The organism is Pseudothermotoga hypogea DSM 11164 = NBRC 106472 (assembly GCF_000816145.1).
Classification (GTDB): domain Bacteria; phylum Thermotogota; class Thermotogae; order Thermotogales; family DSM-5069; genus Pseudothermotoga_A; species Pseudothermotoga_A hypogea.
On the sequence record NZ_CP007141.1, the window covers coordinates 1,439,961 to 1,462,693 of the forward strand.

The 22,733-nt window shown below is 49.8% G+C and carries 23 protein-coding genes; 13 read left to right on the forward strand and 10 right to left on the reverse strand.

The window, feature by feature from the left end; all coding sequences use genetic code 11:
• Nucleotide 1: 1 nt before the first annotated feature.
• The 8 genes from AJ81_RS07045 to AJ81_RS07080 all read right to left on the reverse strand — a co-directional run bounded on the left by AJ81_RS07045 (nucleotide 2) and on the right by AJ81_RS07080 (nucleotide 8,601).
• A complete protein-coding gene (locus tag AJ81_RS07045; protein ID WP_031504371.1) occupies nucleotides 2–958 on the reverse strand; it encodes an oligopeptide/dipeptide ABC transporter ATP-binding protein in 957 nt (318 codons plus the stop codon).
• Nucleotides 955–1,920, reverse strand: coding sequence for an ABC transporter ATP-binding protein (locus AJ81_RS07050; protein WP_031504369.1), 966 nt, complete (start codon nucleotides 1,918–1,920; stop codon nucleotides 955–957). The genes AJ81_RS07045 and AJ81_RS07050 overlap by 4 nt, the downstream gene beginning before the upstream one ends.
• Nucleotides 1,917–2,762, reverse strand: coding sequence for an ABC transporter permease (locus AJ81_RS07055; protein WP_031504367.1), 846 nt, complete (start codon nucleotides 2,760–2,762; stop codon nucleotides 1,917–1,919). The genes AJ81_RS07050 and AJ81_RS07055 overlap by 4 nt, the downstream gene beginning before the upstream one ends.
• 12 nt (nucleotides 2,763–2,774) lie before the next feature.
• Nucleotides 2,775–3,752, reverse strand: a complete 978-nt coding sequence (locus AJ81_RS07060) for an ABC transporter permease (protein ID WP_031504365.1) — start codon at nucleotides 3,750–3,752, stop codon at nucleotides 2,775–2,777.
• Between the two features lie 61 nt (nucleotides 3,753–3,813).
• Nucleotides 3,814–5,370, reverse strand: a complete 1,557-nt coding sequence (locus AJ81_RS07065) for an ABC transporter substrate-binding protein (protein ID WP_031504364.1) — start codon at nucleotides 5,368–5,370, stop codon at nucleotides 3,814–3,816.
• A 15-nt stretch (nucleotides 5,371–5,385) separates the two neighbouring features.
• Nucleotides 5,386–6,513, reverse strand: coding sequence for an amidohydrolase (locus AJ81_RS07070; protein WP_031504362.1), 1,128 nt, complete (start codon nucleotides 6,511–6,513; stop codon nucleotides 5,386–5,388).
• Entirely contained in the window at nucleotides 6,510–7,640 is a 1,131-nt protein-coding gene (locus tag AJ81_RS07075; protein ID WP_051368742.1) for an amidohydrolase family protein, read from the reverse strand. The genes AJ81_RS07070 and AJ81_RS07075 overlap by 4 nt, the downstream gene beginning before the upstream one ends.
• A gap of 118 nt (nucleotides 7,641–7,758) precedes the next feature.
• A complete protein-coding gene (locus AJ81_RS07080; RefSeq protein ID WP_031504359.1) occupies nucleotides 7,759–8,601 on the reverse strand; it encodes a DMT family transporter in 843 nt (280 codons plus the stop codon).
• A gap of 56 nt (nucleotides 8,602–8,657) precedes the next feature.
• Between AJ81_RS07080 and AJ81_RS07085 the strand changes: the two genes are divergently transcribed.
• From AJ81_RS07085 to AJ81_RS07100, 4 genes are all read left to right on the forward strand, one after another.
• Complete coding sequence (locus tag AJ81_RS07085; RefSeq protein WP_096325189.1) at nucleotides 8,658–9,137, forward strand: methylglyoxal synthase; 480 nt, start codon at nucleotides 8,658–8,660, stop codon at nucleotides 9,135–9,137.
• Nucleotides 9,138–9,236: 99 nt separating this feature from the next.
• The gene (locus AJ81_RS07090; protein WP_144316861.1) at nucleotides 9,237–10,646 is read left to right on the forward strand and encodes a DUF7305 domain-containing protein; all 1,410 of its coding nucleotides are present in this window, start codon (nucleotides 9,237–9,239) and stop codon (nucleotides 10,644–10,646) included.
• A complete protein-coding gene (locus tag AJ81_RS07095; protein WP_031504353.1) occupies nucleotides 10,643–10,966 on the forward strand; it encodes a type IV pilus modification PilV family protein in 324 nt (107 codons plus the stop codon). The genes AJ81_RS07090 and AJ81_RS07095 overlap by 4 nt, the downstream gene beginning before the upstream one ends.
• Nucleotides 10,967–10,984: 18 nt before the next feature.
• The gene (locus AJ81_RS07100) at nucleotides 10,985–11,536 is read left to right on the forward strand and encodes a prepilin-type N-terminal cleavage/methylation domain-containing protein (protein ID WP_038059752.1); all 552 of its coding nucleotides are present in this window, start codon (nucleotides 10,985–10,987) and stop codon (nucleotides 11,534–11,536) included.
• A gap of 3 nt (nucleotides 11,537–11,539) precedes the next feature.
• On the opposite strand, the gene AJ81_RS07105 is transcribed toward AJ81_RS07100, so the two are convergent.
• Both AJ81_RS07105 and AJ81_RS07110 read right to left on the reverse strand, forming a co-directional pair.
• The gene (locus AJ81_RS07105; protein WP_031504352.1) at nucleotides 11,540–12,538 is read right to left on the reverse strand and encodes an NAD-dependent epimerase/dehydratase family protein; all 999 of its coding nucleotides are present in this window, start codon (nucleotides 12,536–12,538) and stop codon (nucleotides 11,540–11,542) included.
• Entirely contained in the window at nucleotides 12,535–12,915 is a 381-nt protein-coding gene (locus AJ81_RS07110; protein WP_157724361.1) for a MarR family winged helix-turn-helix transcriptional regulator, read from the reverse strand. Before AJ81_RS07110 ends, AJ81_RS07105 begins: the two co-directional genes overlap by 4 nt.
• A gap of 534 nt (nucleotides 12,916–13,449) precedes the next feature.
• Here AJ81_RS07110 and AJ81_RS07115 point away from each other — a divergent pair.
• From AJ81_RS07115 to AJ81_RS07155, 9 genes are all read left to right on the forward strand, one after another.
• Nucleotides 13,450–14,676, forward strand: a complete 1,227-nt coding sequence (locus AJ81_RS07115; RefSeq protein ID WP_031504348.1) for an iron-containing alcohol dehydrogenase — start codon at nucleotides 13,450–13,452, stop codon at nucleotides 14,674–14,676.
• Nucleotides 14,677–14,768: 92 nt separating this feature from the next.
• Nucleotides 14,769–15,377, forward strand: a complete 609-nt coding sequence (locus AJ81_RS07120) for an AroM family protein (protein WP_031504346.1) — start codon at nucleotides 14,769–14,771, stop codon at nucleotides 15,375–15,377.
• Nucleotides 15,378–15,392: 15 nt separating this feature from the next.
• Nucleotides 15,393–16,931 (forward strand): ABC transporter substrate-binding protein, encoded by a 1,539-nt coding sequence (locus tag AJ81_RS07125; protein WP_031504344.1) that lies wholly within the window; start codon nucleotides 15,393–15,395, stop codon nucleotides 16,929–16,931.
• A gap of 42 nt (nucleotides 16,932–16,973) precedes the next feature.
• The gene (locus tag AJ81_RS07130; RefSeq protein WP_031504342.1) at nucleotides 16,974–17,930 is read left to right on the forward strand and encodes an ABC transporter permease; all 957 of its coding nucleotides are present in this window, start codon (nucleotides 16,974–16,976) and stop codon (nucleotides 17,928–17,930) included.
• Nucleotide 17,931: 1 nt separating this feature from the next.
• On the forward strand, nucleotides 17,932–18,744 hold the full coding sequence (locus tag AJ81_RS07135) for an ABC transporter permease (RefSeq protein WP_031504340.1): 813 nt from the start codon (nucleotides 17,932–17,934) through the stop codon (nucleotides 18,742–18,744).
• 12 nt (nucleotides 18,745–18,756) lie between these two features.
• The gene (locus AJ81_RS07140; RefSeq protein ID WP_031504339.1) at nucleotides 18,757–19,923 is read left to right on the forward strand and encodes a M20 family metallopeptidase; all 1,167 of its coding nucleotides are present in this window, start codon (nucleotides 18,757–18,759) and stop codon (nucleotides 19,921–19,923) included.
• The gene (locus AJ81_RS07145; protein ID WP_031504337.1) at nucleotides 19,920–20,879 is read left to right on the forward strand and encodes an ABC transporter ATP-binding protein; all 960 of its coding nucleotides are present in this window, start codon (nucleotides 19,920–19,922) and stop codon (nucleotides 20,877–20,879) included. Before AJ81_RS07140 ends, AJ81_RS07145 begins: the two co-directional genes overlap by 4 nt.
• Before the next feature lie 3 nt (nucleotides 20,880–20,882).
• Nucleotides 20,883–21,815 carry an ABC transporter ATP-binding protein gene (locus tag AJ81_RS07150; RefSeq protein ID WP_031504335.1) on the forward strand — a complete coding sequence of 311 codons (933 nt, stop codon included), beginning with the start codon at nucleotides 20,883–20,885 and terminating at the stop codon, nucleotides 21,813–21,815.
• 2 nt (nucleotides 21,816–21,817) lie between these two features.
• Complete coding sequence (locus AJ81_RS07155) at nucleotides 21,818–22,732, forward strand: DUF1177 domain-containing protein (RefSeq protein ID WP_031504334.1); 915 nt, start codon at nucleotides 21,818–21,820, stop codon at nucleotides 22,730–22,732.
• The last annotated feature ends 1 nt before the right edge of the window (nucleotide 22,733 follow it).

Sequence of the window (22,733 nt, forward strand, 5' to 3'; positions counted from 1 at the left end):
CCTATGTTTTCAGATAGAGCCAGCACGCCACTGAATGGCTCGGTTCGATCTCGATCAAAGGTGGCATCTGCTCCACGCACTTTTCAAAACTGTACGGACATCTTGGTGCAAAAACACAACCTGAGCCAATCGCCGTCTCAACGTCCAACTTCTTAACACTGATTTTCTCGCGCTTCTTGAATATCGAGGGAGAATAGCTCATCAAGATGCGTGTATAAGGATGCAGAGGAGATTCCACGATGCGCTTCGCCGTCGATAGTTCCACAGTTTTCCCAAGGTACAATACCATGATGCGGTCGCACACGTGTCCTGCGAGTGACAGATCGTGCGTGATGAACAAGACCGTGGTTTTTTCCCTCTCGACCAGATCGAGCAACAGATTCACAACGCTCGCTCTGACCGATAGATCGAGCATCGACACACATTCATCGGCCACCAAGAAAGTCGGCTTCAGCAACATCGCACGTATTATGGATATCCTCTGCAGCTGACCTCCGGACAGTTCGTGGGGATAACGGTTCAGAAACGCATCAGGTGGCTCAAAACCAGCATCTTTCATGTATCCCAGTATTTTCTCTCTCCTCTCCGCATCGTTGTCGCAGATGCGGTTTATTCTCATCGGTAACAACAGCGATTGCTCGATACGAAGTCTCGGATCGAAAGATTCGTAAGGGTTCTGAAAGATGATCTGAATCTGTCTTCTGGTGTCCGAATCGAGCTTCAACGTGCCGCTCAATTTCAGGCCCTTGAACGTTATCTCTCCAGACGTCTCACGCTCCAACCTGCTCAGCACGAGCCCCAGAGTCGTCTTCCCGCAGCCACTCTCTCCTATCACACCGAAGAGTTCACCTGGTTCTATATCAAAAGAAACCCCGTCGAGTGCCTTGACTGAATAATGCTTTTTGATCAGACCGGCTGAGTAATACTTCTTCAGATTTTTGACGCTGAGCAGACTCATACGCGAGCCCCCACTTTCAAGCAGGCGACTCTTCGACCATCGACTTCCTCCGTACTCGGAACAGTCGTGAAACATTCTTCGTTTGCTATGGGACATCTCGGTGCAAAAACGCACCGATGAATTGATTCCGACAGATCGGGAAGGTTGCCTGGTATGCCGAACAGTCTTCTTTCACGAGCAAAATCTGGCAGAGATCTCACCAGCCCCTGCGTGTACGGATGGAGTGGCTGTTGGAGGATCTGCTCGGTTGTTCCGTGTTCGACCAACCTGCCGGCGTACATGACAACGATCTCATCGCAGAGCTCAGACACAACACCAAGATCGTGCGAGATCACCAAGCCTGTTAAGGAAAGGCTCTTCACCAGAGATTTGATCTCCTCGATGATCTGTCCTTGCGTCACAACGTCGAGCGCAGTGGTGGCTTCGTCGAAGATGATGAATTTTGGATGGTTCAGAAGGGCCAGGGCTATCATTATCCTCTGCATCATTCCCCCAGACAGTTGATGTGGATACGCCTTGAGAACTCGTTCTGGAAGATTCACCATCCGAAGGAGTTGTTTCAACCTGTCGATGATCTCTTCCTCGGTGAGATTGGGATTGTGGGCCTTCATCGCATCGGCCAATTGATTTCCGACCTTGTGCACTGGGCTCAAGGCGTTCAGAGATTTCTGAAAAACCATCGAGAACTCCTTCCAACGTATCTTTCTCATGTCTTCTTCGCCCAAGGAGAGAACGTCGTATCCGAGAAGTTCTATTCTTCCATCGACGACAATCGCATTGATGGGAAGCAAACGGATGATGGTATGAGCCAGTGTGCTCTTTCCCGAACCGGATTCTCCCACGATGCCCACGAACTCCCCATCTTCGACTTTGAAGCTCACGTTTTCGACTGCATGTATCACTTTCTTACTGATTTTGTAGTGCACAGTCAGATCTTGCACATTCAGCACAACGTTTTTCACTCGTTTCTCACCTCGCTGAGCTTGGGGTACAGCGCTTGCTGTAAACCATCGCCGATGAAAGAGAAGGTGACGACGGTTATCACCGTGAAGATCCCCGGGAACACGATGCTCCACCACGCGAACGACATGTAGCTTCGTGCGTCGTTTATCATCTTACCCCAGCTCACGACACTCGGATCACCCAAACCGAGGAAGCTCAGCGCGGCCTCGGTGAGTATCGCTCCGCCTATCTGCATCGCACTGTTGGCCACGACGGGGTACATGCCGTTGGGAATGATGTGTGTGAATATGATCCTCATTGGGCTCTCACCGTTGGCCCTCGCGATCTTGACGAAGGCTTTCTCCTTTATGCTCATCGTTTGGGCTCTCATTATCCTCGCATTCGACGGCCAGGTAGTCAAACCTATCACGAGCATTATGTAGACTAAGTTCCGACCAAAAACGGCCACTATGATTAGGATCAGGAAGAATACGGGGAACATCAGGAAAGAATCGATGATCTTGCTTATCACTTCGTCGAAAACTCCTCCGATGTACCCAGACAGCGCCCCAATGACGATGCCTATGAGTGCTGAGAGACCTGCGGCCACAAACCCCACCGTCAGTGATACCCTCGCACCATAGACAACGCGCGAGAAAACGTCTCGACCGAGGTGGTCCGTTCCGAACGGATGTACCTTGCTCGGTGGACTGAGCATGTCGTGGGATATGTCGGTCGGTTTGTAGGGTGCTATCACGGGTGCGAAGAGCGCCATGATCAACATCAGAAGGAACATGATTAGTCCAGCCAGTCCATACCTGCTTGAAAGATATCGCTTAGCAAAGTCTGTTCTGAATCTCAAAAAAACCACCTCTCAGAGCAATCTGACCCTTGGGTCCAAGATGGCTATCACTATATCAGTCACGATCATGGCCACACTGATGAACACGGCCATCAAAAAGTAGATACTCAACAAGAGCTGGTAGTCTCTTCTGAACACCGCATCCAGCAGGAGCCTCCCCATGCCGGGCCAAGCGAAGACGATCTCGATCAGGGCAGCCCCGGTGATCGAGAAACCCAGCGTGATACCGAATATCGTGACCGCTGGGATGATGGAGTTCTTCATCACGTACTTCTTGAAAAGTCTGTCGTTCGAGATGCCAACGGCCGATAGAACAGTGACGTAGTCTTCACGCAAGTTTTGAACTATGCTCGCTCTCGTGACTCTGTAAAAGACAGGAAGCTGTATTAGTAGAAGCGTGAAGACCGGCAAGAACAAATGGTGCAGATAGTCCAAAACCTTTCTGAAGCCTTCGTAGGATGCCCTCATATCGAACATGCCGGAAGTTGGAAACCACTTGAGTTTCGATGCAAATACCAAGATCAGAATGAGACCTAACCAGAAAGATGGCATCGCGTAGAGTATGTACGAAATCAGCGACAGAAAAAGATCACCGAATTTCCTTCTCAGCCTACTCGCGAGCACAGCGAGATAGGTCCCCAGGACAAATGCGAGGATGCTCGCGGTGACGGTTATCGACAGAGTGGGAAAAACCCTCGGGCCTATCAATTTCCAAGAAGGTTGATCGTAAACGTAGGAGAATCCCAGATCACCCCTCAAAAGGTTGGTCATGTACTTGAGATACTGTACCACGAGGGGTTTGTCCAAACCGTATTTCCTCTTTAAAGCTTCTATGATCTGAGGCGAAGGGTTCTCGAGTCCCGTCATGATCGTTGCTGGATCACCAGGTGCGAGATGGATTATAAAGAAATTGATCGTTATGACCAGAACGATTAGAAGGACAGCTGAAAGGATCCTTCTGGACAGATATTTGACGAACAGAACATCCATCAAATTCACCTCTTACAGAGATGGGCCACCCCGCAAAAGCAGGGTGGCCCTTGAACAATCATTACTTGTCCAGCCAGGTTTTAGCGTAGTTGTTTATTCCAACCTTTCCAACAAGTTCGTAAGGCATGTTCTTCACGTACTTCTTGTGCACGAAGTTCGCGGCGACTTCTCCGATAGGATAAAACGGCAGGTCCTGCGCGAGTATTTCTTGAACCTCGAAGTAGTACTTCTGTCTTTCTTCCAGGTTCGAAACCTTTGCAGCTTTGTCCAAGAGTTCATCCACTTTCGAATTTGAATAGCCCATGACGTTGATGTCTCCGCCCGTTCCGACTCTCAGTTTCAGGTTGTCTGGATCTGGCCCCTGAAAGCCGTTCAGAACTGTCAGATCGAAATCTCCAGCTTTCAGAACCTTTTCAATGTAAGCCGCAATCTCGTACTCTTCGAGCTTGACCTTTATTCCAACCTTGTCCAGCTGTTCCTTTATCACGGCAGCCATGTCGGCCCAAACCTGACCCTGGAAGTAGACGAGAACCGCCTCGAATCTGTAGCCATCCTTTCCTCTCGGATAACCTGCCTCGTCCAGAAGCTTCTCCGCCAACTTCGGATCGTATCCAGGCGCCTTGGCGTTGGGATTGTAAGCCCACGGAATCGCCGGGGTGTAGAAACCATCGCTCACAGAACCATACCTTATCGCTTTGTCGAATATCTCTTGTCTGTTCAGGGCGTAAGACGCTGCGAACCTCACCTTGACATCGTTGAAGGGCGAAGGTCTCCTCGCCACGTTGAAGCCCATGTAGTACCTGCTCGGAGCGGGTCGCTGCAAAGCCACAGTATCAGGTGATTTTTGGTACAGAGGGATATGTGCGTTGCTCACATTGCCGTTCACATCCACTTCTCCAGCCATGAACGCCTGGAACGCTGTGTTTTGATCGGGTATGATCTTGAACACGATCTTGTCGAGGTACGGTTCGCCCATGTAGTAATCTGGGTTCTTCACGAGTGTGACATGGTCTCCCTTCACCCATTCGACGAACTTGAAAGGTCCGGTGCCGATCGGTTTCTGGTTGGCGGGATTGTCCAACCAGTCTACGGGCTGGCCGTCCTTGGTTATGTCGTAGATGTGCTTCGGCATAATGAAGGTGCCGTACCAAGCCAAGAATCCAATGAAAGGCGCCTGTGGCTCGGACATCTTGATGACCACAGTGTGATCGTCTGGTGCTTCGATCGCTGTGACCTTCTCGAAATGCTTGGATGCAGGTGCTTCAGGATGGTTCTTGATCTGTGTGAGCGTCCAAACGACGTCAGCAGATGTGAAGGGTTGTCCATCGTGCCACTTGACACCTTTTCTCAGATGGAACGTGTAGGTCAATCCGTCCGGCGAAACTTCCCAGCTCTCTGCAAGATCTGGAATAACGTTGTAGTCATGATCAAGGGTTACGAGCTTGCTGAATATACAATGGTATATACCGTAGCCTGCGTCGTCGATCTTGGCGCAGGGGTTGAAAGAGATCGGATCTGACCAATGTGCGATGACCAACGTTCCGCCCTTCTTGGGCGTTTGTGCAAAGAACAAGACGGCGGTCATTAGCAAGAATGCCACGACCAGGAACTTCCTCATACCAACACCTCCCTCTCAGAAGTTTCTCAACACCACTTTTCCATCGACGACCACACAGATTGGATAGGAACTCGGCCTCAGCGGATGATCGTTCCAAACAACCAAATCCGCATCTTTCCCAACCTCGATCGTGCCCACAGAATCATCCATGTGCAGGATCTTCGCCGGATTCACCGTGATCATTTTGAGAGCTTCATCGTAGGATGCACCATTTCTCACCGCAACGGTGGCGAGCAGTCTGAGATGCTTTTGAGGTATAACTGGATGATCGGTCATGAGGGCTACCAAGACACCGTGTTTCGAGAGTTCTACTGGGATTCTATCATTGACGTATTTGAAACCCGAATAGAGTCTGCTGAGCATCATGGGACCGTAGACAACTGGTATGCCAGCTCTTTTGATTTCCTCAGCGAGGAGGTCCCCACCAAAAACGTGATCTATGCTGGCGTCCAGATTGTATTCCTTGATCAAACGAATCGCTGCCGTTATCTCGTCCGGAGATGTAGATAAATGGATTTTCACGGGAAGTTCACGCCGTAAGGCTCGAGCCACGATTGCGTAGACATGCCTCTTGCCTTGATCCACTTTGTTTGGTTCCTCCATCCAGAGTCTCGTTTCTTCCAAAACCTGCTTGAGCAAAGCCACGCTTCCCATGCGAGTGCTCGGATAGGGCTCTTTCGATCTGTACTCTCTCGATCTCTTCGGTCCCAGAGCCGCTTTCAGTGCCGTCTCTTCTTTCAAGACGCGACCTGTGGTCTTCAGTACCAGACCAATCCCACCGATCACGTTCGCACTGCCTGGACCCGTGTAAACTGTGGTGACTCCGCCGTTCAAAGCATCCGAAAAGGCTGCGTCTCTGAGATCTATCGCGTCGATGGCCCGCATCTGGGGCGTGATCGGTCCATAAAAATCGTTCACATCGCTGTATTCCCAATCCAAACCCTCTGGGATCAACCCAATGTGGCTGTGTGCGTCTATCAAGCCGGGTGTCACGAACTTTCCATGCGCATCGATAACATCACAACCGTACGGGATGCTGACATTTTGACCCACAGCCGCGATCTTCTTATCTTCTATGAGAACAACACCGTTTTCAATTGTGTCGATACCAGTCCAAACGGTTCCACCTTTGATCGCTATCATTCACGCTCACCCGCCTTGAACGCGATTCGGCCGTCGACGATCGTCATCAAGACCTTCGTTTCCGGTGCCAACGGCGCTCCCGACAGAAGGACAAGATCTGCATCTTTACCTGCCTCGACTGAGCCTATTCTTCCTTCCAACCCTAAGACTCGCGCAGCGTTGATGGTGATGAGCTGCAGAGCTTCCTTCAAGCTGTAGCCGTGCGCCAGTGCGAGCGAGCAGAGCAAATCGAGGTACTGGATCGGTATCGTTGGATGATCCGTTGTGAGGGAAAACTGAAGTCCTTTCATCTTGGAAAGATTCGCGCTGTCGAGATTCTTGAGTTCCACACCCCTTCTGGCGAAGACAATGGGGCCATAAACTATAGGCACATTCTGCAGTGAATCGGACAACATGTGAGCTTCCGTGGCGTGATCGAGAACGACACGGATGCCAAACTCGTTGGCGAGTCTTAGAACGGACTGAATATCTCTTTCAACATGAACGTGCACACGAAGGGGAATCTCCCCCTTTAGGAGTGGTATCAAGGCTTCCAGCTTGGGATCTTTCTTGTCTTTCTTCTCTGATTCGGCGTACTCTTTCGCCTTCGTCAGGATGGCTCTCAACTCTGCCATGATACCCATCCTCGTGGTGGGGACAGCCTTTTGTTCGGAAAGAAACCTCTTTGCGTGCTCACCCACGGCGGCTTTGAAGCAAGCAGTTCTTTCGATCAACTTTCCGTTGGTCTTGTACACGCTACCCTGACCAGGCATGATCGTGATTCTTTCGACGGGGGATCCGAACGACATGTACGAGCCTGGCAAGATCCCCACGCAAGTGATACCGGCCGAGAGTGCGTCTTTAAACGCAGGATCGAACAGATCCACCGCATCTGAAACGTTCAAGTGTGGTGTGACAGGATCATTAATTTCAAAGCCGTGATCACCCGCTTCGTTTTCGAGTCTGTAGAGTCCCATGTGGGTATGCGGATCGATCAAACCTGGTATCACGTATTCTGCTTCGATGATATTGTCATCATTACCAGTCGTGGATGGACGCACCTCTTTGATCTTTTCTCCGTCGATCAGTACATCAACGTTCCTCAATTCTTCGAACGGAGTGAACAACACCCCACAGCGAACGATCATTCAACTCATCCTCTCGAGTTTATGATTAGCTTTGATAATTATTTTGTAGTCATTCTACAGCCAAAACGTGCCACGAAACATGAACCAGTGGTTAAGCGTTGGTGAATCAAAATCGACATCATCTGGCTGTTCTGAAATTCCTCATCAAAAGTGGCAGAGAGTATCTCAACGTCACAGACAAAAGCACGATGGTACCGCCGAGTAAGGCCCATTTGCCTGGTCTTTCACCGTAAGCCAGAAAGACCCAGATGGGGTTCAAGATGGGTTCGATGATCGGAATCAGTATCGCTTCCAGTGCTTCGACGTACTTGATTGCGATCGAATAGAGGATGTATGAGAAACCGAGTTGCACGGTGCCAAGCAACACTATGCCGAGGATGTTTCGAAGTTCAAAGCTCTGATTGAAGATGAACACGAATCCGACCAACGCCGTCAAGATGTTTCCAAGTAAGGTTGATTCTATTGGAGAAGCATCTTTCTGTTTCCTCATGAAGATGATGTACAGTGCGAAAGAAACTCCACTCGCGATGGCGACGAGTATGCCAACGACGTTCTCGATCTTCAGTTCGTCGAAGAAAAAGAGCACCATTCCGAACAGTGCGAACGATATGGCGAGCCAGTCCACAGCTCTGGTCTTCTCTTTCAAAATCATGGGTGCGAAGATCGCGACGTAGATGGGCGCGCCGTACTGCAGAAGTATCGCGTTCGCAGCCGTCGTCAACTTGTTCGCGGTCACAAAGAGCGTGACGGTGCCAAAATAGAATAAAGCGGCAAGAAGTTGATCCTTACACCAAGTGAACTTGGGTTTCTTCACGTACGCGAGAATCAGAAGTGCAGAGATAGCGCTTCGACCTGCAGCGATGGCGATGGGATTCCAATCGACGAGCTTGATCAACAACCCACCGAGGCTCCAAAGAACGGAGGTCAGAATCAGATAGAACACCGCTCTGGTGCGGCTCAATCTTCCCACCTCAGAGCGATTTTAACGCAACTGATTTAAAATGAATGAAAGGGGTGATGAGGTTGAAGCTTGCCAAAAAGAAAAGGATCGCGCTGATCGCGCACGATCGAATGAAAAAAGATCTCATCGAATGGGTCGAGTTCAACAAGGGAACCCTTTCGAGGCATGAACTGTACGCCACAGGCACGACTGGAACGTTGATCGAAGAAAGGACGAATCTGAAGGTTCACAAGTTCAAGAGTGGTCCTCTCGGAGGCGATCAACAGATAGGTGCGAAGATCGCGGAGGGTGAGATAGACATACTCATATTCTTCTGGGATCCTCTCGAGCCACTCGCACACGATGTGGACATCAAAGCTTTGATAAGGCTCGCGACGGTCTACAACATACCCGTGGCGATCAATCGTTCCACGGCGGACTTTTTGATCTCTTCTCCTTTGTTTGAAAGTGAGTACGAGAAAATTCAGCCTGACTACGAAACTCAGTTGCGTGAACGCATCATGAAGGTGGTTGGAGAAGTCAAGCATAGCGATTGAAATTGAATGTTGTCTAAGTTTCACGAAGTTTTGTGAATTTGAGATGACTACCAAGGCTTAAACTACGATAAAATGCGTTACAATGAAAATGGTGAGATCATGAGGAAAGGTTCTGTCCTCACCTTGAGCCTCTTTGTAGTTATATTCCTTGCGTTGACAGTTCTGCTGGTGTTGGCCATCTACGCTCAAGTGACCAACAATTATGTGTTGCAGCAGAAGAAATTACTCGTCTCGAACGTGGCGAAGAGCGCTGCTTACGCGATGGCTGAGACCGTTGCGAAGTGGTTCACTGAAGGCAAGGGGGATCTTGTACAAAACTTGGCGGCCACCCCGACTTCTCTGTCTGTGCCTGAGTTTCGTGGGACGATCAAATGCAGCGTGACTTCCATTTCGAATGAATACAAAATAACATGTACTGCACGACTCGATGGAGTTGAGGACAGCTACAGCTTGACTTTGATTTTGATGGGTGGTTTGACCTACAGATATGCAATCGATACCGTGACGATGGAAGTCAACAACAACAATCTGAAGATCGTGGGGGATGTACTCGTCAGAGATAGATCGCTCGATATCGGCAACAACTCAGCCATTACGGGTAACATCTACCTAATGAATGGATCGCTGAATGTCGGTAACAACTCGGTTGTTACTGGTGACATATATCTAAGAAATGGAAACTTGACTCTGGGTAACAACAGCGTTGTCGAGAATGATGTTTTGGCCGTTGGGAGCGTAACAGGTAGTGGTACAATAAGGCGCAACGTTATTGTTACTGGAACAGTGGAAAGAAATGTTACAGTGCTGGGGGATAAAACAGAAAATGCATCGAGCGCTTACGTTCTCGATGAAATCTCGAGGCGCGTGAACGCAAGTTCACCAATGAGTCCACCTTTGCCCGCGACACCGTCCTTTTTCCCGAATCCTGCGGTCAAGCTCAACGGCACGGTGATATCTGAGAGCGATAAAACGTACTATACAGATAGTCTACAGGACGGTTTGAAGGTGTCGAGAAACCTCACTCTCAAAATACCATCGACAGGGTTGCTTTCGATCGCTACCACCAGTCTCACTCTTGGGAACAACGCGACGATCGAAGTTGATGGTAGCGGTATCGTGATGATATACGTTGAAGGTGATATCACTGCTGGCAATAATATCGAGATAAAACCTAAAGGACCCCAAAGTCATTTTCGGTTGCTCATTTACTCGAACAAATCAGGCACTTTCAACTTTGGGAACAGTCTTTCCGTTGCCAAAGGCGGTGGACTGTACATATATGCGCCAGAAAAGTCGGTGAAGATAGGAAACAGTCCGAATCAACAAAAAGAAGATGTCTTTGGAGCTATAGTAGCTAAAAAAATTGAGGTACAGAACAATCTTTATCTTGCGCTTCCAGATAATCCGTCGGGAACGCAGATACCTTGGTTCCCAATAGGGTTCGATCCGTCAGCCACCAGCACGGGTCATTATGGTTTGTACGTGAAATACAGGAGTTGGGGTCAATGAAGCGAGGCTACACGCTCGCCGAAGTCATAACGGCTCTGCTGATCATAGCCATAGGTGCGCTCGCACTCTTTGGAGTGCTCAGTAACGCTTTGAGCGGTATAGGAAGGGTTTATCGCGAATTGAGAAAAACATTTGAAGCGAACACGGAACTGGAAGAGTATTTCTCCACAGGTTCCACAGTCGGAGTTGAATTTCAGTTTTCGACGTTGACCATAACTTCAACTTCCTTGGCCACGTCGATTGAAGTGAAGATCGTGAAACCCAAATCCGATCAATTTGGAAACACAGCTCTGTTCATCTTCGAGCCAGCAACTCAATAAAACCGTGGAGGCATTTGAATGTCAAAACTCATCTTCTCTCGTAAGGACGGTTTCACCTTGATAGAACTCTTGATCGTGTTGATAATCCTCGGTGTCGTTTTTGCGATAATTTCGATGCTCTTCTATCTTCCCATCAAGAATGCGCAGTTCACACAGCAAGAATACACGACCTTCGAAGAAATGCGAAAGGTGCTCGAGATACTCAGAAAAGAACTGACGCTGGCAGAGGACGCAAACGCCACCACTACGTCGATACAAGAGATAACACTCACCGCGACTGAACTTGCTTTCGGTTATGAAAACGGAGCGTTCTACGTCAAGACTTCGACGAATTCAACGCCAACGCTCATAGCCGAAATCAATCTTTCTTCGACTTCGACTGTGTTCTTTGTCGAGACCATCAACTCTCCTCCTCCGAAACCAAAGAAGTACGTGAAGGTGACCTTGATCCACGAGAATCCCTCTGTGAAGTTGGAAGCCACGATCAACCTTCTGAATTCGTTTCGGTTGAATAATCCGAGCACCGCCACAACGAGCGGGAACACGCTCATCGTGACGAAGAACGAATGAGTTTCACACTGTGTTCATGGCCGTTCTCGATTCGAAATGGAAAGCTCGCTTGAACCACTCGAGTGCGTCTTTCAACGAATCCTCTATGGGCCTCGGTGTGTATCCGAGCTCTTTTGAAGCCTTCGTGTGTGAATAAACATAGTTCCTGCTGAGCGTGTAGACTGCGTAGGGTGTGAAGATGCTCTTTTTGCCGAACAGTTGTGCGAGTGATGTGAAACTCGAAACGATGTATGCGAGCCAGATGGGAAGGAACATCTTAACAGAACGTTTGGGCTCTATCTTGTCCAAGGTTTGAACGAGTGCCTTCACGGTGACATGTGTACCACCGACGATGTAAATTTCTCCAGTCTTTGCAATTTTGGATGCCGACACCAATGCGTCCGCAACGTCTCTCACATCGACGAAATCGAAGCTTCCTTCGACCGCGACCTTGAGCCTACCTCTCAGATGGAGCAAGAGTAAATTCCCCATCTCTGAGATACGCCAATCGTAAGGACCTACTATCCCGGTGGGACAGACCACGACGGCGTCGAGCCCGCGTTTGGTCGCCTCGAGAACCAGGTTCGTGGCGATCGCTTTCGATTTGGCGTAGCACCCTGTGACCTTAGCTGGATCTATGGGCACAGTTTCGTCTATGAGCGAACCTTTGGAAAGTTCGGCGAAAGCGTGGACCGAACTCACATAGACGAGTTTGGAGTTGTTTTTGAGGCAGGCTTCAACGATGTTTCTCGTCCCGTTCATGTTCACATCGTAAACGAGTTTTCTTCTTCCAAATATGGAGATGACAGCCGCGAGGTGAAAGACCGTTCGTGCACCTTCGCAGAACCTCTCGATGGTTTGCCGATCCCTTATGTCACCTTTGAAAATCTCGACGTTCAAACCTTCCAATGGTTTAGTGTCCTCGAACGGCGCCACGAGTGCGCGGACGTTTTCACCCATGCCGACCAATTTTCTCACGAGCACGTTTCCCAAATGTCCAGTAGCCCCGGTGACTGCGATCATACTTCCGCCCCCTTGGAATCGATGAAGATCGCAAGGAACTTTTCGAAACCTTTGGATATGAGCATCGAATCGTCTGGATCGAGTTCAGCCACAACTCTGTCAACAAGCTTCGATAGTTCCTCGATCAGCTCGTTGTAGACTCTTTCACCATGCTGTGTGACGCGAAGTTGTATCACCCTGCGGTCAGATTCGTCGGGTGTTCTTTTCACGAACCCTTTCTTCTCCAGGACGTCGACGAGGTGCGTCACGTTCGCTTTTGTCATCGAGAGTGCGTCCGCGAGCTCTTTCATCTTGCAGGGTCCATACTTGATCAGGTAGAAGAGCGCGTAAAGTTCCACCGCTCGAAGTTTCTCCAGCTCTGGGTGAAACTTTATCATCTGCGAAAACCTCAACGTGATTTCCACAATGGACTCGATCATTCTTCTGCTATCCACATCGATCACCATGGAGATTATATGGTTAAAAGTTTTGACTGTCAAGTACTTAAACTTTATGAACCTATAGTCACAGAATGTCTTGATCCAAGCTCGACACGCCTTGTCAATCTCGAAAATGAACACTTTCACCGTTCTTTGTCCGCATACAAAGTTATGGGGAACGCTCCTCAAGAAACTGAACCGTTCAGAGGGTGGGATCGTACATTGGCCTTGGTCTAAAATGACGTTTTCTTCGTTGAAGAGTTAGAAAAAAATCGTGCTCCTCGGCATGAAAGATCAAAGATCATCTCTCGAATCGAACGCGAAGAATTGAAAATCAGAAAGAGTACCATCAACAGCGTGTGCAACATTTGATCGAACGAGACGAGCAACATGAACAGATAAATATTGAAGTTCCAGCCCCAAAGATGGGGCTTTTTTGTTTTTCGTCGATCTTGCTCAAAAGTACGTTGTATACTTGCTTCGGTGATCGCGTTGCAGAAAGATCTGAAAGAGAGTTTCAAATGCACCTGTGGAAAAGTCCACAGCGTGCCGAAGATAGAGATCGTTTTTGAAGAGAACGCATTCAAAAACATCGACGATTTCTTCGAGAATGCCACTTACCTGGTAGATGAAAACACCGCGAAGCTGGTGGAAACACCTGCTGCGAGGACGATCAAACTTGAAGGTTCTCCCAGAGTTCTGGCCACGATGGAGAACGTCGAGAAAGTGATGTCACAACTCAGAAGTGATCTGATCGTCTCGGTCGGTTCCGGTAGCTTGACGGACATCGCCAAGTACGCTGCGCATCTGGCTGGTAAAAGTTTTTCATGCTTTCCCACCGCTCCCTCCGTGGACGGATACACCTCCTGCGTTGCGGCGATACTTGTGAACGGTGAAAAAACCACGGCGCAAGCGGTTGTTCCAAAGAAAGTTGTGGTGGACATGACGATTCTGAGTGAAGCCCCGATTGATCTTTTGAGGGCAGGCATCGGTGATATCGCGGCGAAGGTCACAGCGAGACTGGACTGGATGCTCAGCAATCTTTTGATTGGTGAACCCATCTGCGACTTCGCTTGGGACCAGCTGAGAGATGAACTCGAGGTCGTTTTGGATGATTCAGAAAGAGTACTCAGTAGAAGCAAAGAGGCTGTTTTGAGACTCATGAATGTTCTTTTGGTTTCAGGTTTGAACATCACCATTGTTGGTAATTCTCGGCCGGCATCTGGAGCAGAACATTTGATTTCTCACACGCTCGAGATGTACCACGAAGCTATAAACGAAATACCACCGTTCCACGGGCTTTCCGTGGCGATGGGAACCTACGTCACGCTGAAGGCGTACAGGGTGATCTTCGAGGATGTCAGATTGAAAAGAACGTGCCTGACTAACGAGGAAAGGTTTCGCGTTCTTTCAGATTTCTTTGGGGAGGAGAAAGCGAAGAGGTTCATGAACCTGTACGAGAGGAAGATCGAACCCAAGCAGATAGACCTCGATCACGTGAGAAGAACCTTGAAGCCCACGTACGAGAAATTCCTCGAAAAAGTTGAATCAGCGCTCGAAGCGATCCGTGTCGAAGAGTTGTTCGCACAGTACGATCCCGAATTCATTGTGAAACTGATCTTGGTTTCCAACACGATAAGGGAAAGATGCACCGTTCTCGATTTGCTCGATCAACTGTGCCTCCTCAAAGATTTCGCACGCAAGGTGTTCGAAGTTTAGTCGCCTCCCTCAACTGTTCTCGAGCCTGCTCGTCCTCTATTGACAAACTATATGGCGTTTACTATTTAAATCAAAACGAGGGAGGTCTTCTCTTGATCTGCTTCATCACCATCGGAGAGACACCGCGGGACGATGTGATACCGGAACTGTTGAACTTGATGGGTAAACCGGACCTACCTTACAGAGAGATAGGACTCATAGACGGTGTGGATCCGAGCATCTACAAACCTTCGAACGACGACGATTTGCTGGTGAGCAGAAAACGTGACGGTTCTGTTGCCTACATCTCCCACCAGTGGGTGATTCAAAAGCTTACTCAGATCGAGTGTGAGGGTCTTTGCGTACTTCTCTGTACAGGTGAGTTCGACAGCGATCGTTTCATATTGCCTTACAGGGTTATCGATTCCTTTTTCTCGGCTATGCCCAAGCTGGACCGAGTCACAGTCGTCGTTCCTGAACCGCAGCAGTGTGCGAATGCTATGAAGCGTTGGTCGAAGGTCGGATCGAGAACGAACTGTGTTGTGTTCTCACCCTATCGAAGCTCAGACCTGAACGTGGATTTGTCGCAAGAACAGCTCGTCTATCTCGACTGCATGGGGTTTGGGTTGAAACACGAAGAACTTTTCAGAACGAAAACGAATGGCATCGTGTTGAGTGCACGCAGAATCCTTGCGAACTATCTGAGGAATTTTTTACTCTGAGAGGGGGTGTGTTGCGTGAAAAGGTTGGCAGTTTCGTTAATCGTTCTGGCATTCTTCGCATCACTCGTTGCTGCACCGAGTTACGACTCTGTGATCCGTGTGGGTTCGGATCAGAACCCAACAACGATGGATCCAGCGATGTACCAGGACCTCGCCTCAGCCCAGGTCATGAGGAACGTCTTCGAAACGCTCGTCGCCTACGACGCGGATGTCAAACAGATCCATCCGTTGCTCGCGGAATCTTGGGAAGTCAGCCCAGATTTGAAGGAATGGACCTTCAAACTGAGAAAGGGTGTTCGATTCCAGAAGGGCAAGTTCCAGGACGGTAGAGAAGTGACGGCAGAAGACGTCAAGTACAGCTTTGAGAGAGCAATCACCATTTCACCGATGGTGAGGTTGTACATGGTTGACCACGTCGAAGTGCTCGATCGCTACACGGTGAAAGTCGTACTGAAATACCCGTACGCACCTTTCCTGACAGTGCTCACCGACGTCGGAGCTGCCATCGTGCCGAAGGAGGAGTGTGAAGGTTGGAAGGACCAGTTCACGTTGCATCCCGTTGGGACGGGCCCGTTCAAGATGGTCGAATGGGTCAAGGACAGCCACATGGTGTTCGAAAGGAACGAAGATTATTGGGGAGAAAGGCCCTACTTGAAGCAGATCATCTACAAGTTCATACCCGACAAGTCCGTGTTGACCATGGCGTTGCTCAGTGGAGAGGTGGACATCACCAGCGATGTGCTGGACCAAGACATACCGAAGCTGAACGCCAACCCCAACGTTCAGGCGATGGCGGTGGGTGGCTGCAACGTCTATGCCGTGTACATGAACTCGATGAAAGGTCCCACGACGGACAAGAGAGTCAGAGAAGCTTTCTTCAGAGGTATAGATATCGAACAGCTCGTCAAGGTCATATTCCCCAACGGAACGGGGATCGCTGCTTACGGTCCGATACCACCCGGCTCTTGGGCGTACAATCCGAACGTGAAATCCTTCTACACAGGATACGATCCAGAGAAGGCCAAGCAGTTGTTGAAAGAGGCAGGATACGACGGCAAACCTGTGAAGATGACCATATACACGCCCGAAGATCCGAACAGGAGAAAGGCTGCAGTTATTATCCAATCCATGTTGAAGAAAGTAGGGTTCGAAATCGAAGTTCAGTCACTCGAGTGGGGTAGTTTCACCGCCGTCACGTCGAAGGCTGATGCGGACGCGTACACGATAGGCTGGACATGGTACCCAGACCCAGAATTCTTCATCTTCTACATGTTCCACTCGTCGAGAAAGGGAACTTACGGAAATGGTGGTGGATACAACAATCCCGAGGTGGACAGGCTGATTGAACTCGGTGAATCTTCTGTCGATCAAGAGCAGAGAACACAGTATTACAGGAAGGCTGAAGAATTGATCATGAAAGATCTGTACTACTTCCCGTTGTGGCACAAGCTGGTCGTGAACGGCGTGAACAAGAAGGTGAGGGGCTACAAACCTTCACCGGACATGATGATCAGACTGTACGCACCTGGCACCAATGTATGGGTTGAGAAGTGATAGAGGGCGCGCGAGCGCCCTCTCTTTCTTTGGAGTGATCGAATGGGGAAGTACGTTGCGAAGAGGATCATCCAGCTTATACCCACGCTCTTCTTCGTCATCTTGACAGCGTTCTTGTTGATGAAACTGATCCCGGGCGATCCGGCGATGATTCTCTTAGGTCCACAGGCCCGTGCTGAAGACATCGCCAGATTCAGACAACAACTCGGTTTAGATAGACCTTTGCCGGTACAATTTCTCATCTACCTGAAGAGGGTTCTCATGGGGGACCTTGGCATATCGCTCGTCTACAGACAGAGCGTACTCTCGTTGATATTGGAAAGGCTTCCTGTAACCATCACGCTGAGTCTGTGTGCACTCGTGATCGCGGTGAGCATAGGTATACCAGCAGGCGTCATGGCTGCGATGAAGCACAACTCCTTCATAGATCTCTTGGTCACGATCTTGGCATTGATGGGCCTTTCCATGCCGATCTTTTGGTTCGGCATGATGCTCATCATAGTTTTCTCCTTGGAACTCGGTTGGCTCCCGGCGGTTGGCCTGGGCGATCCAACCAAGGGGTTGTGGGACGTCGTGAGTCATTTCATTTTGCCATCGCTAGCACTCGGGATCCTTTCGACTGGAACGATCGCGCGCTTCACGCGTTCGAGCATGTTGGAAGTTTTGAACCAAGACTACATAAGAACCGCTTACGCCAAAGGTCTAAGAAGAACTTTGATCCTCTACAGGCACGCGCTGAGGAACGCACTTGTACCAGTCATAACTGTAATAGGTTTGCAGTTGGGGAATCTGCTCGCAGGTGCCGTCTTGACCGAGACTGTGTTCGCGTTGCCAGGACTCGGAAAACTCATGGTCGATGGGATATTCAGGCGTGACTACATGCTCGTTCAGGGAGAAGTTCTCTTCACTGCAATCTTGTACATCTTCGTCAATCTGGCCGTCGATATAGCCTATGCTTTCATAAATCCGAAGATCAGGCAGACCTACAGGGGTGTCTGAGGTGAGATTGAACAAGCAGATTCTGTTCGGACTCTCGATCGTTCTTTTGAACGTCTTCTTCGCCATCTTCGCACCGCTCATCGCCACGCACGAAGTCGATGAGATGGACTTTTTCTACATCTTCGCCAAACCTGGCGAAGGTGGGCATATCCTCGGTACCGACGACTACGGTAGGGACATATTCTCGAGGCTGGTCTACGGTAGCCGTATCTCGCTCGTTGTTGGAGTCATTGCTGTTGGTATAGGCGCGATGATCGGGACTGTGCTCGGCATCGTTGCAGGTTATTTTGGTGGATTCTTCGACGCACTGATCATGCGTTTCATGGATTCCTTGCTGTCTTTTCCGTACGTGCTCTTGGCTATCGCCATGATGGCTGTACTTGGTGCAGGATTGTTCAACGCGATGTTGGCGATAGGGATCGTCATGGTACCGAGTTTCTCGAGGATAGTTAGGAGTGCGGTTTTGAACGTCAAAAACGAAGAATTCGTTTTGGCCGCTCGAACCTTGGGTGCCTCGCACCTCTGGATCATCTTTCATCATATTTTACCCAACATCGTGCCCGTGCTGATCATCTACAGCTCGCTGAACTTTGCTGGTGCGGTGATAAGTGAAGCGACTCTCAGTTTCCTGGGGTTGGGGATTCAACCACCTACGCCCTCTTGGGGTAGCATGTTAGCTGAGGCGAAGAACTATCTGCAAACTGCGCCACACATGGCGTTGTTCCCAGGACTCGCGATATTGTTCACATGTCTTGGTTTCAACATCCTTGGTGACGGGTTGAGGGACCTGCTCGATCCAAGATTGAAGAGCTGAGGGGGAAAGAAAATGAAGGAAAAGATCGCCCAAATGGTGGATTCGATGGAAGAACAGCTCATCGATCTGGCGAAAAAGATCTTCGATCTTGCCGAACTCTCCTACGAAGAGAAGGAGTCTTCCAGCTTGCTCGCGAACTTCTTAGAAGAAAACGATTTTTCGGTCAGAAGAAACGTCGCGGGGTTGAACACCGCGTTCTTGGCAGAAACAGGAAAAGGAAGGCCAAAGATCGCGTTGCTCGCAGAGTACGACGCGTTGCCCGAGATAGGCCATGCGTGCGGACACAACATGATAGGTGTCATGAGTTGTGGAGCCGCGGTGGCTCTCAAGAAGGCTTTGCAAGATTTACAGTTCACGCTGTTGGTCGTGGGTTGTCCCGCGGAGGAAAAAGGAGCGGGGAAAAAGGAGCTCATAAAGGCGGGAGTATTCGAAGACGTTGATGTCGCGATGATGATACATCCAGCTTCCATGAGTACAGGTTTCGACATATCTTATGCGATACGTCGCTACAAGGTGGAATTCTTTGGACGTTCAGCCCACGCCGCCGCAGATCCTGTAAGTGGTAAGAACGCTTTGGATGCGATGATTCTCTTGTTCAATGCAATAGGTCTTTGGAGACAGCAACTTCCGGAGAAAGTCAGGATCCACGGGATCATAACGAATGGAGGTCAGTCTTTCAACACCATACCGGAGTACACGAGTGCGGAGATCGGTATCAGAGCCTTGCGGGTTGAACAACTTGAAGGGCTCGAAGAGAGGTTCTTCACTCTCGTCAGAGCTGCGGGCGACATGGCCGACTGCAGATCGAACGTGGTTCGTCAGGAGCAGATGCTGGAAGTGTACGTCAACGTACCGCTCGCCAAGAAGCTGGAAGAGAACTACAGGCTCGTGGGTGAAGAAGTTGTACCGAGAACGTACGAACAGGGAGTTGGATCGACTGACATGGGAGAGGTGAGCCACGTTGTACCTTCCATCCATGCGTACATAAACATCACGAATGGCAAGCCCATACCGACGCACACGAGAGAATTCGCAAAAGCGGCAAACTCACCCGAGGGTTACCAGGCGATGCTGAGAGCGACAAAGGCACTCGCGTTCACCGTGTACGATCTCGCGACGGACGAGAAACTGTTGCAAGAGGTGAAGCAGTACTTTCAGGAAAGGAGGAGGGAGTTTTGAATCCCCTCCTGCTCGTGGAAGATCTCGCGGTTGAATTCAAAACCAGACTCGGAAAATTCTGTGCTCCTGATGGAGTTACTTTCAGCGTGTTCGAAAGTGAGTGTGTAGGTCTCGTCGGTGAGAGCGGCTCTGGAAAGAGCGTGACGGCCCTGGCGATCATGGGACTGCTGGCCAAGAATGCGAGAGTGGCGAGAGGCAGAATCCTCTTCGATGGTGTCGACATAACCTCGGGAAACGATCATCCCAGGGGAAAGAAGATGAGTATGGTCTTTCAGAATCCTCTCAATTCGCTGAATCCCAACATGAAGATAGGCCAACAACTTTGTGAAGTGCTGGAAGAGAACTTCAAGATGGGCAAAGAGGAGGCCAGAAAGAGGGTCATAGAAACGATGGCAAAACTTGGTATCCCTGAAGCGGAGAAAATGCTCGAGAGGTATCCTTTCGAATACAGTGGGGGCATGAGACAGAGGGCTATGATCGCTATGGCGATGCTGTGTGAGCCGAAACTGCTCATCGCCGATGAGCCCACCACTGCACTGGATGTGACAATACAGGCACAGATCATGCGTTTGTTCAAGCAGTTGAAATCCAGCTCGAGAACTTCGATACTGTTCATAAGCCATGATCTGAGTGTTGTATCACAGATAGCTGACAGGATCATCGTCATGTACGCAGGAAAGATCTGTGAAATATCGCCAGCGAAACAGCTCTTTGAAGATCCCCTGCACCCTTACACTCAGGGATTGATCGCTTCGGTGCCGAATCTGAAGAGGAAAGGTTCGAAGTTGCATTCGATCGAAGGAAACGTGCCGAGCTTGCTCGACCCACCGTCGGGTTGTCGGTTCCATCCGAGGTGCAACAAGAAGCTGGAAGTGTGCTCTCGGCAGGAACCGCCTGAAGTTCAAATGAAGGACAGGATCGTCAAGTGCTGGTTGTATGAGAAGGCTGGGATCTGAACGATGCTGAAAGTTGAAAATCTTTCGAAGGATTTTCCTGTCGAATTCGATGTGTTTGGAAGGCCTGTCAAGTTCTTGAGGGCTGTTCAGGATGTTTCGTTCACCGTCGAAGAGAACACCGTGTTCAGCATAGTGGGTGAGAGCGGTTCTGGAAAATCAACAATCGCACGTATCCTCTGTGGCATACACAAACCCACAACGGGCTCGATCCAATTCATGGGGACAGCTCTGAAGGGATCGGGCCATCGAGAGATACAGATGGTCTTTCAGGATCCAGACAGTTCGCTCGATCCAAGAAAGACAGTTCTGTTCAGCATAGAAGAAGGCCTGAGAATACAGAAAATGGGGAGCAAAGAAGAGAGACGAAAGCTGGTACTCGAAATCCTGAAGGCTGTGCGATTGACCGAGGACGTGCTGTCGAAATATCCTCACCAGCTCAGTGGTGGGCAGAAGCAGAGAGTGGCGATAGCAAGGTGTTTGGTTTTAAGGCCGAAACTTCTCATCCTTGATGAACCCACATCGGCGTTGGATGTCTCGGTCCAAGCGCAGATACTGAACCTTCTGATGGAACTCAAACGTGAGTTCGCTTTGACTTATATTTTGATCACGCACGACTTGAAGGTCGTTTACCATCTCTCGGATCACACGATGGTGATGTACCTCGGTCAGGTCATGGAGATGGGAGAGACGGAAAGGATAATTCAAGATCCCCTACATCCCTACACGAAAGCCCTCGTGGCGGCGATTCCGACCGCTGGAACTGATAATCTGAACGATTTCTCACTCAAAGGTGAGATACCAAGCCCCTTGAACCCACCAAAAGGGTGTCCCTTCAAAACGAGGTGCGATTTCGCTTTCAGCAAATGTGACGAAAAACCACCGCTGATAGACTTCAGAGGCCGAAAGGTGAGATGCCATCTTTATGCGGAGGTGTGAACATGTTGATGCAAGTTCTCACGGCAATGGAGATTCTCGACGATCCTGCTGTTGACGGTCGAAAGGTGTGTGATTTGTTCAAAGATTTTGAAGGCGTGCATGCAGAGTACGAGACTGTGAAAACACCGCGTGGCAAGACGGATATTGTGAGAATCACGATCTCTGGAAGCGATGCTTCGGCACCAGTTTTGGGCATAGTTGGTCAGTTGGGTGGAGTAGGCGCAAGGCCGGAGATGGTGGGACTGGTAAGCGATGCGGATGGAGCGATCGCCGCGCTGGCTTGCGCCCTGAAGCTCGCCCAGATGAAGCAAAAAGGTGAAGAGCTCGTGGGAACCGTCTTCGTCACCACGCACATCTGTCCGGATGCGCCAACTAAAGAGCACAAACCCGTACCGTTCATGGACTCACCGATTGGTGTCAGGGAAGCTTTGAAACTCATGCTCAGCAGGCGCGTCGATGCGATCCTGTCGATCGACACGACGAAGGGAAACAGGATCGCCAAGAAAAAAGGTTTTGCAATTTCACCAACTGTGTTAAGAGGTTATATACTAAGAGTGTCGGAAGACTTGTTGGACATCTACGAAAGGGTATGTGGCACGGCAGCGTTCGTGCTCCCGATCACCATGCAGGACATAACAGCTTATGACAACGGCGTGTATCACATAAACAGCATCATGCAACCTTGTACGGTCGCACCGAACACGCCTGTCGTGGGGGTTGCCATAACGACTGAGGTGCCGGTGGCTGGTTGTGCAACTGGGGCTTCACACGAAGTCGATATAGAACTTGCGGCTCGTTTCTGCGTTGAGGTGGCGAAGTACTTCGGTCGAAGACAAATCAAGTTCTACGACGAAGCTGAGTTCGAGAGATTGCTAAGACTCTACGGTGACTTCACACGTTTGGTGATGGGAGAGTGAG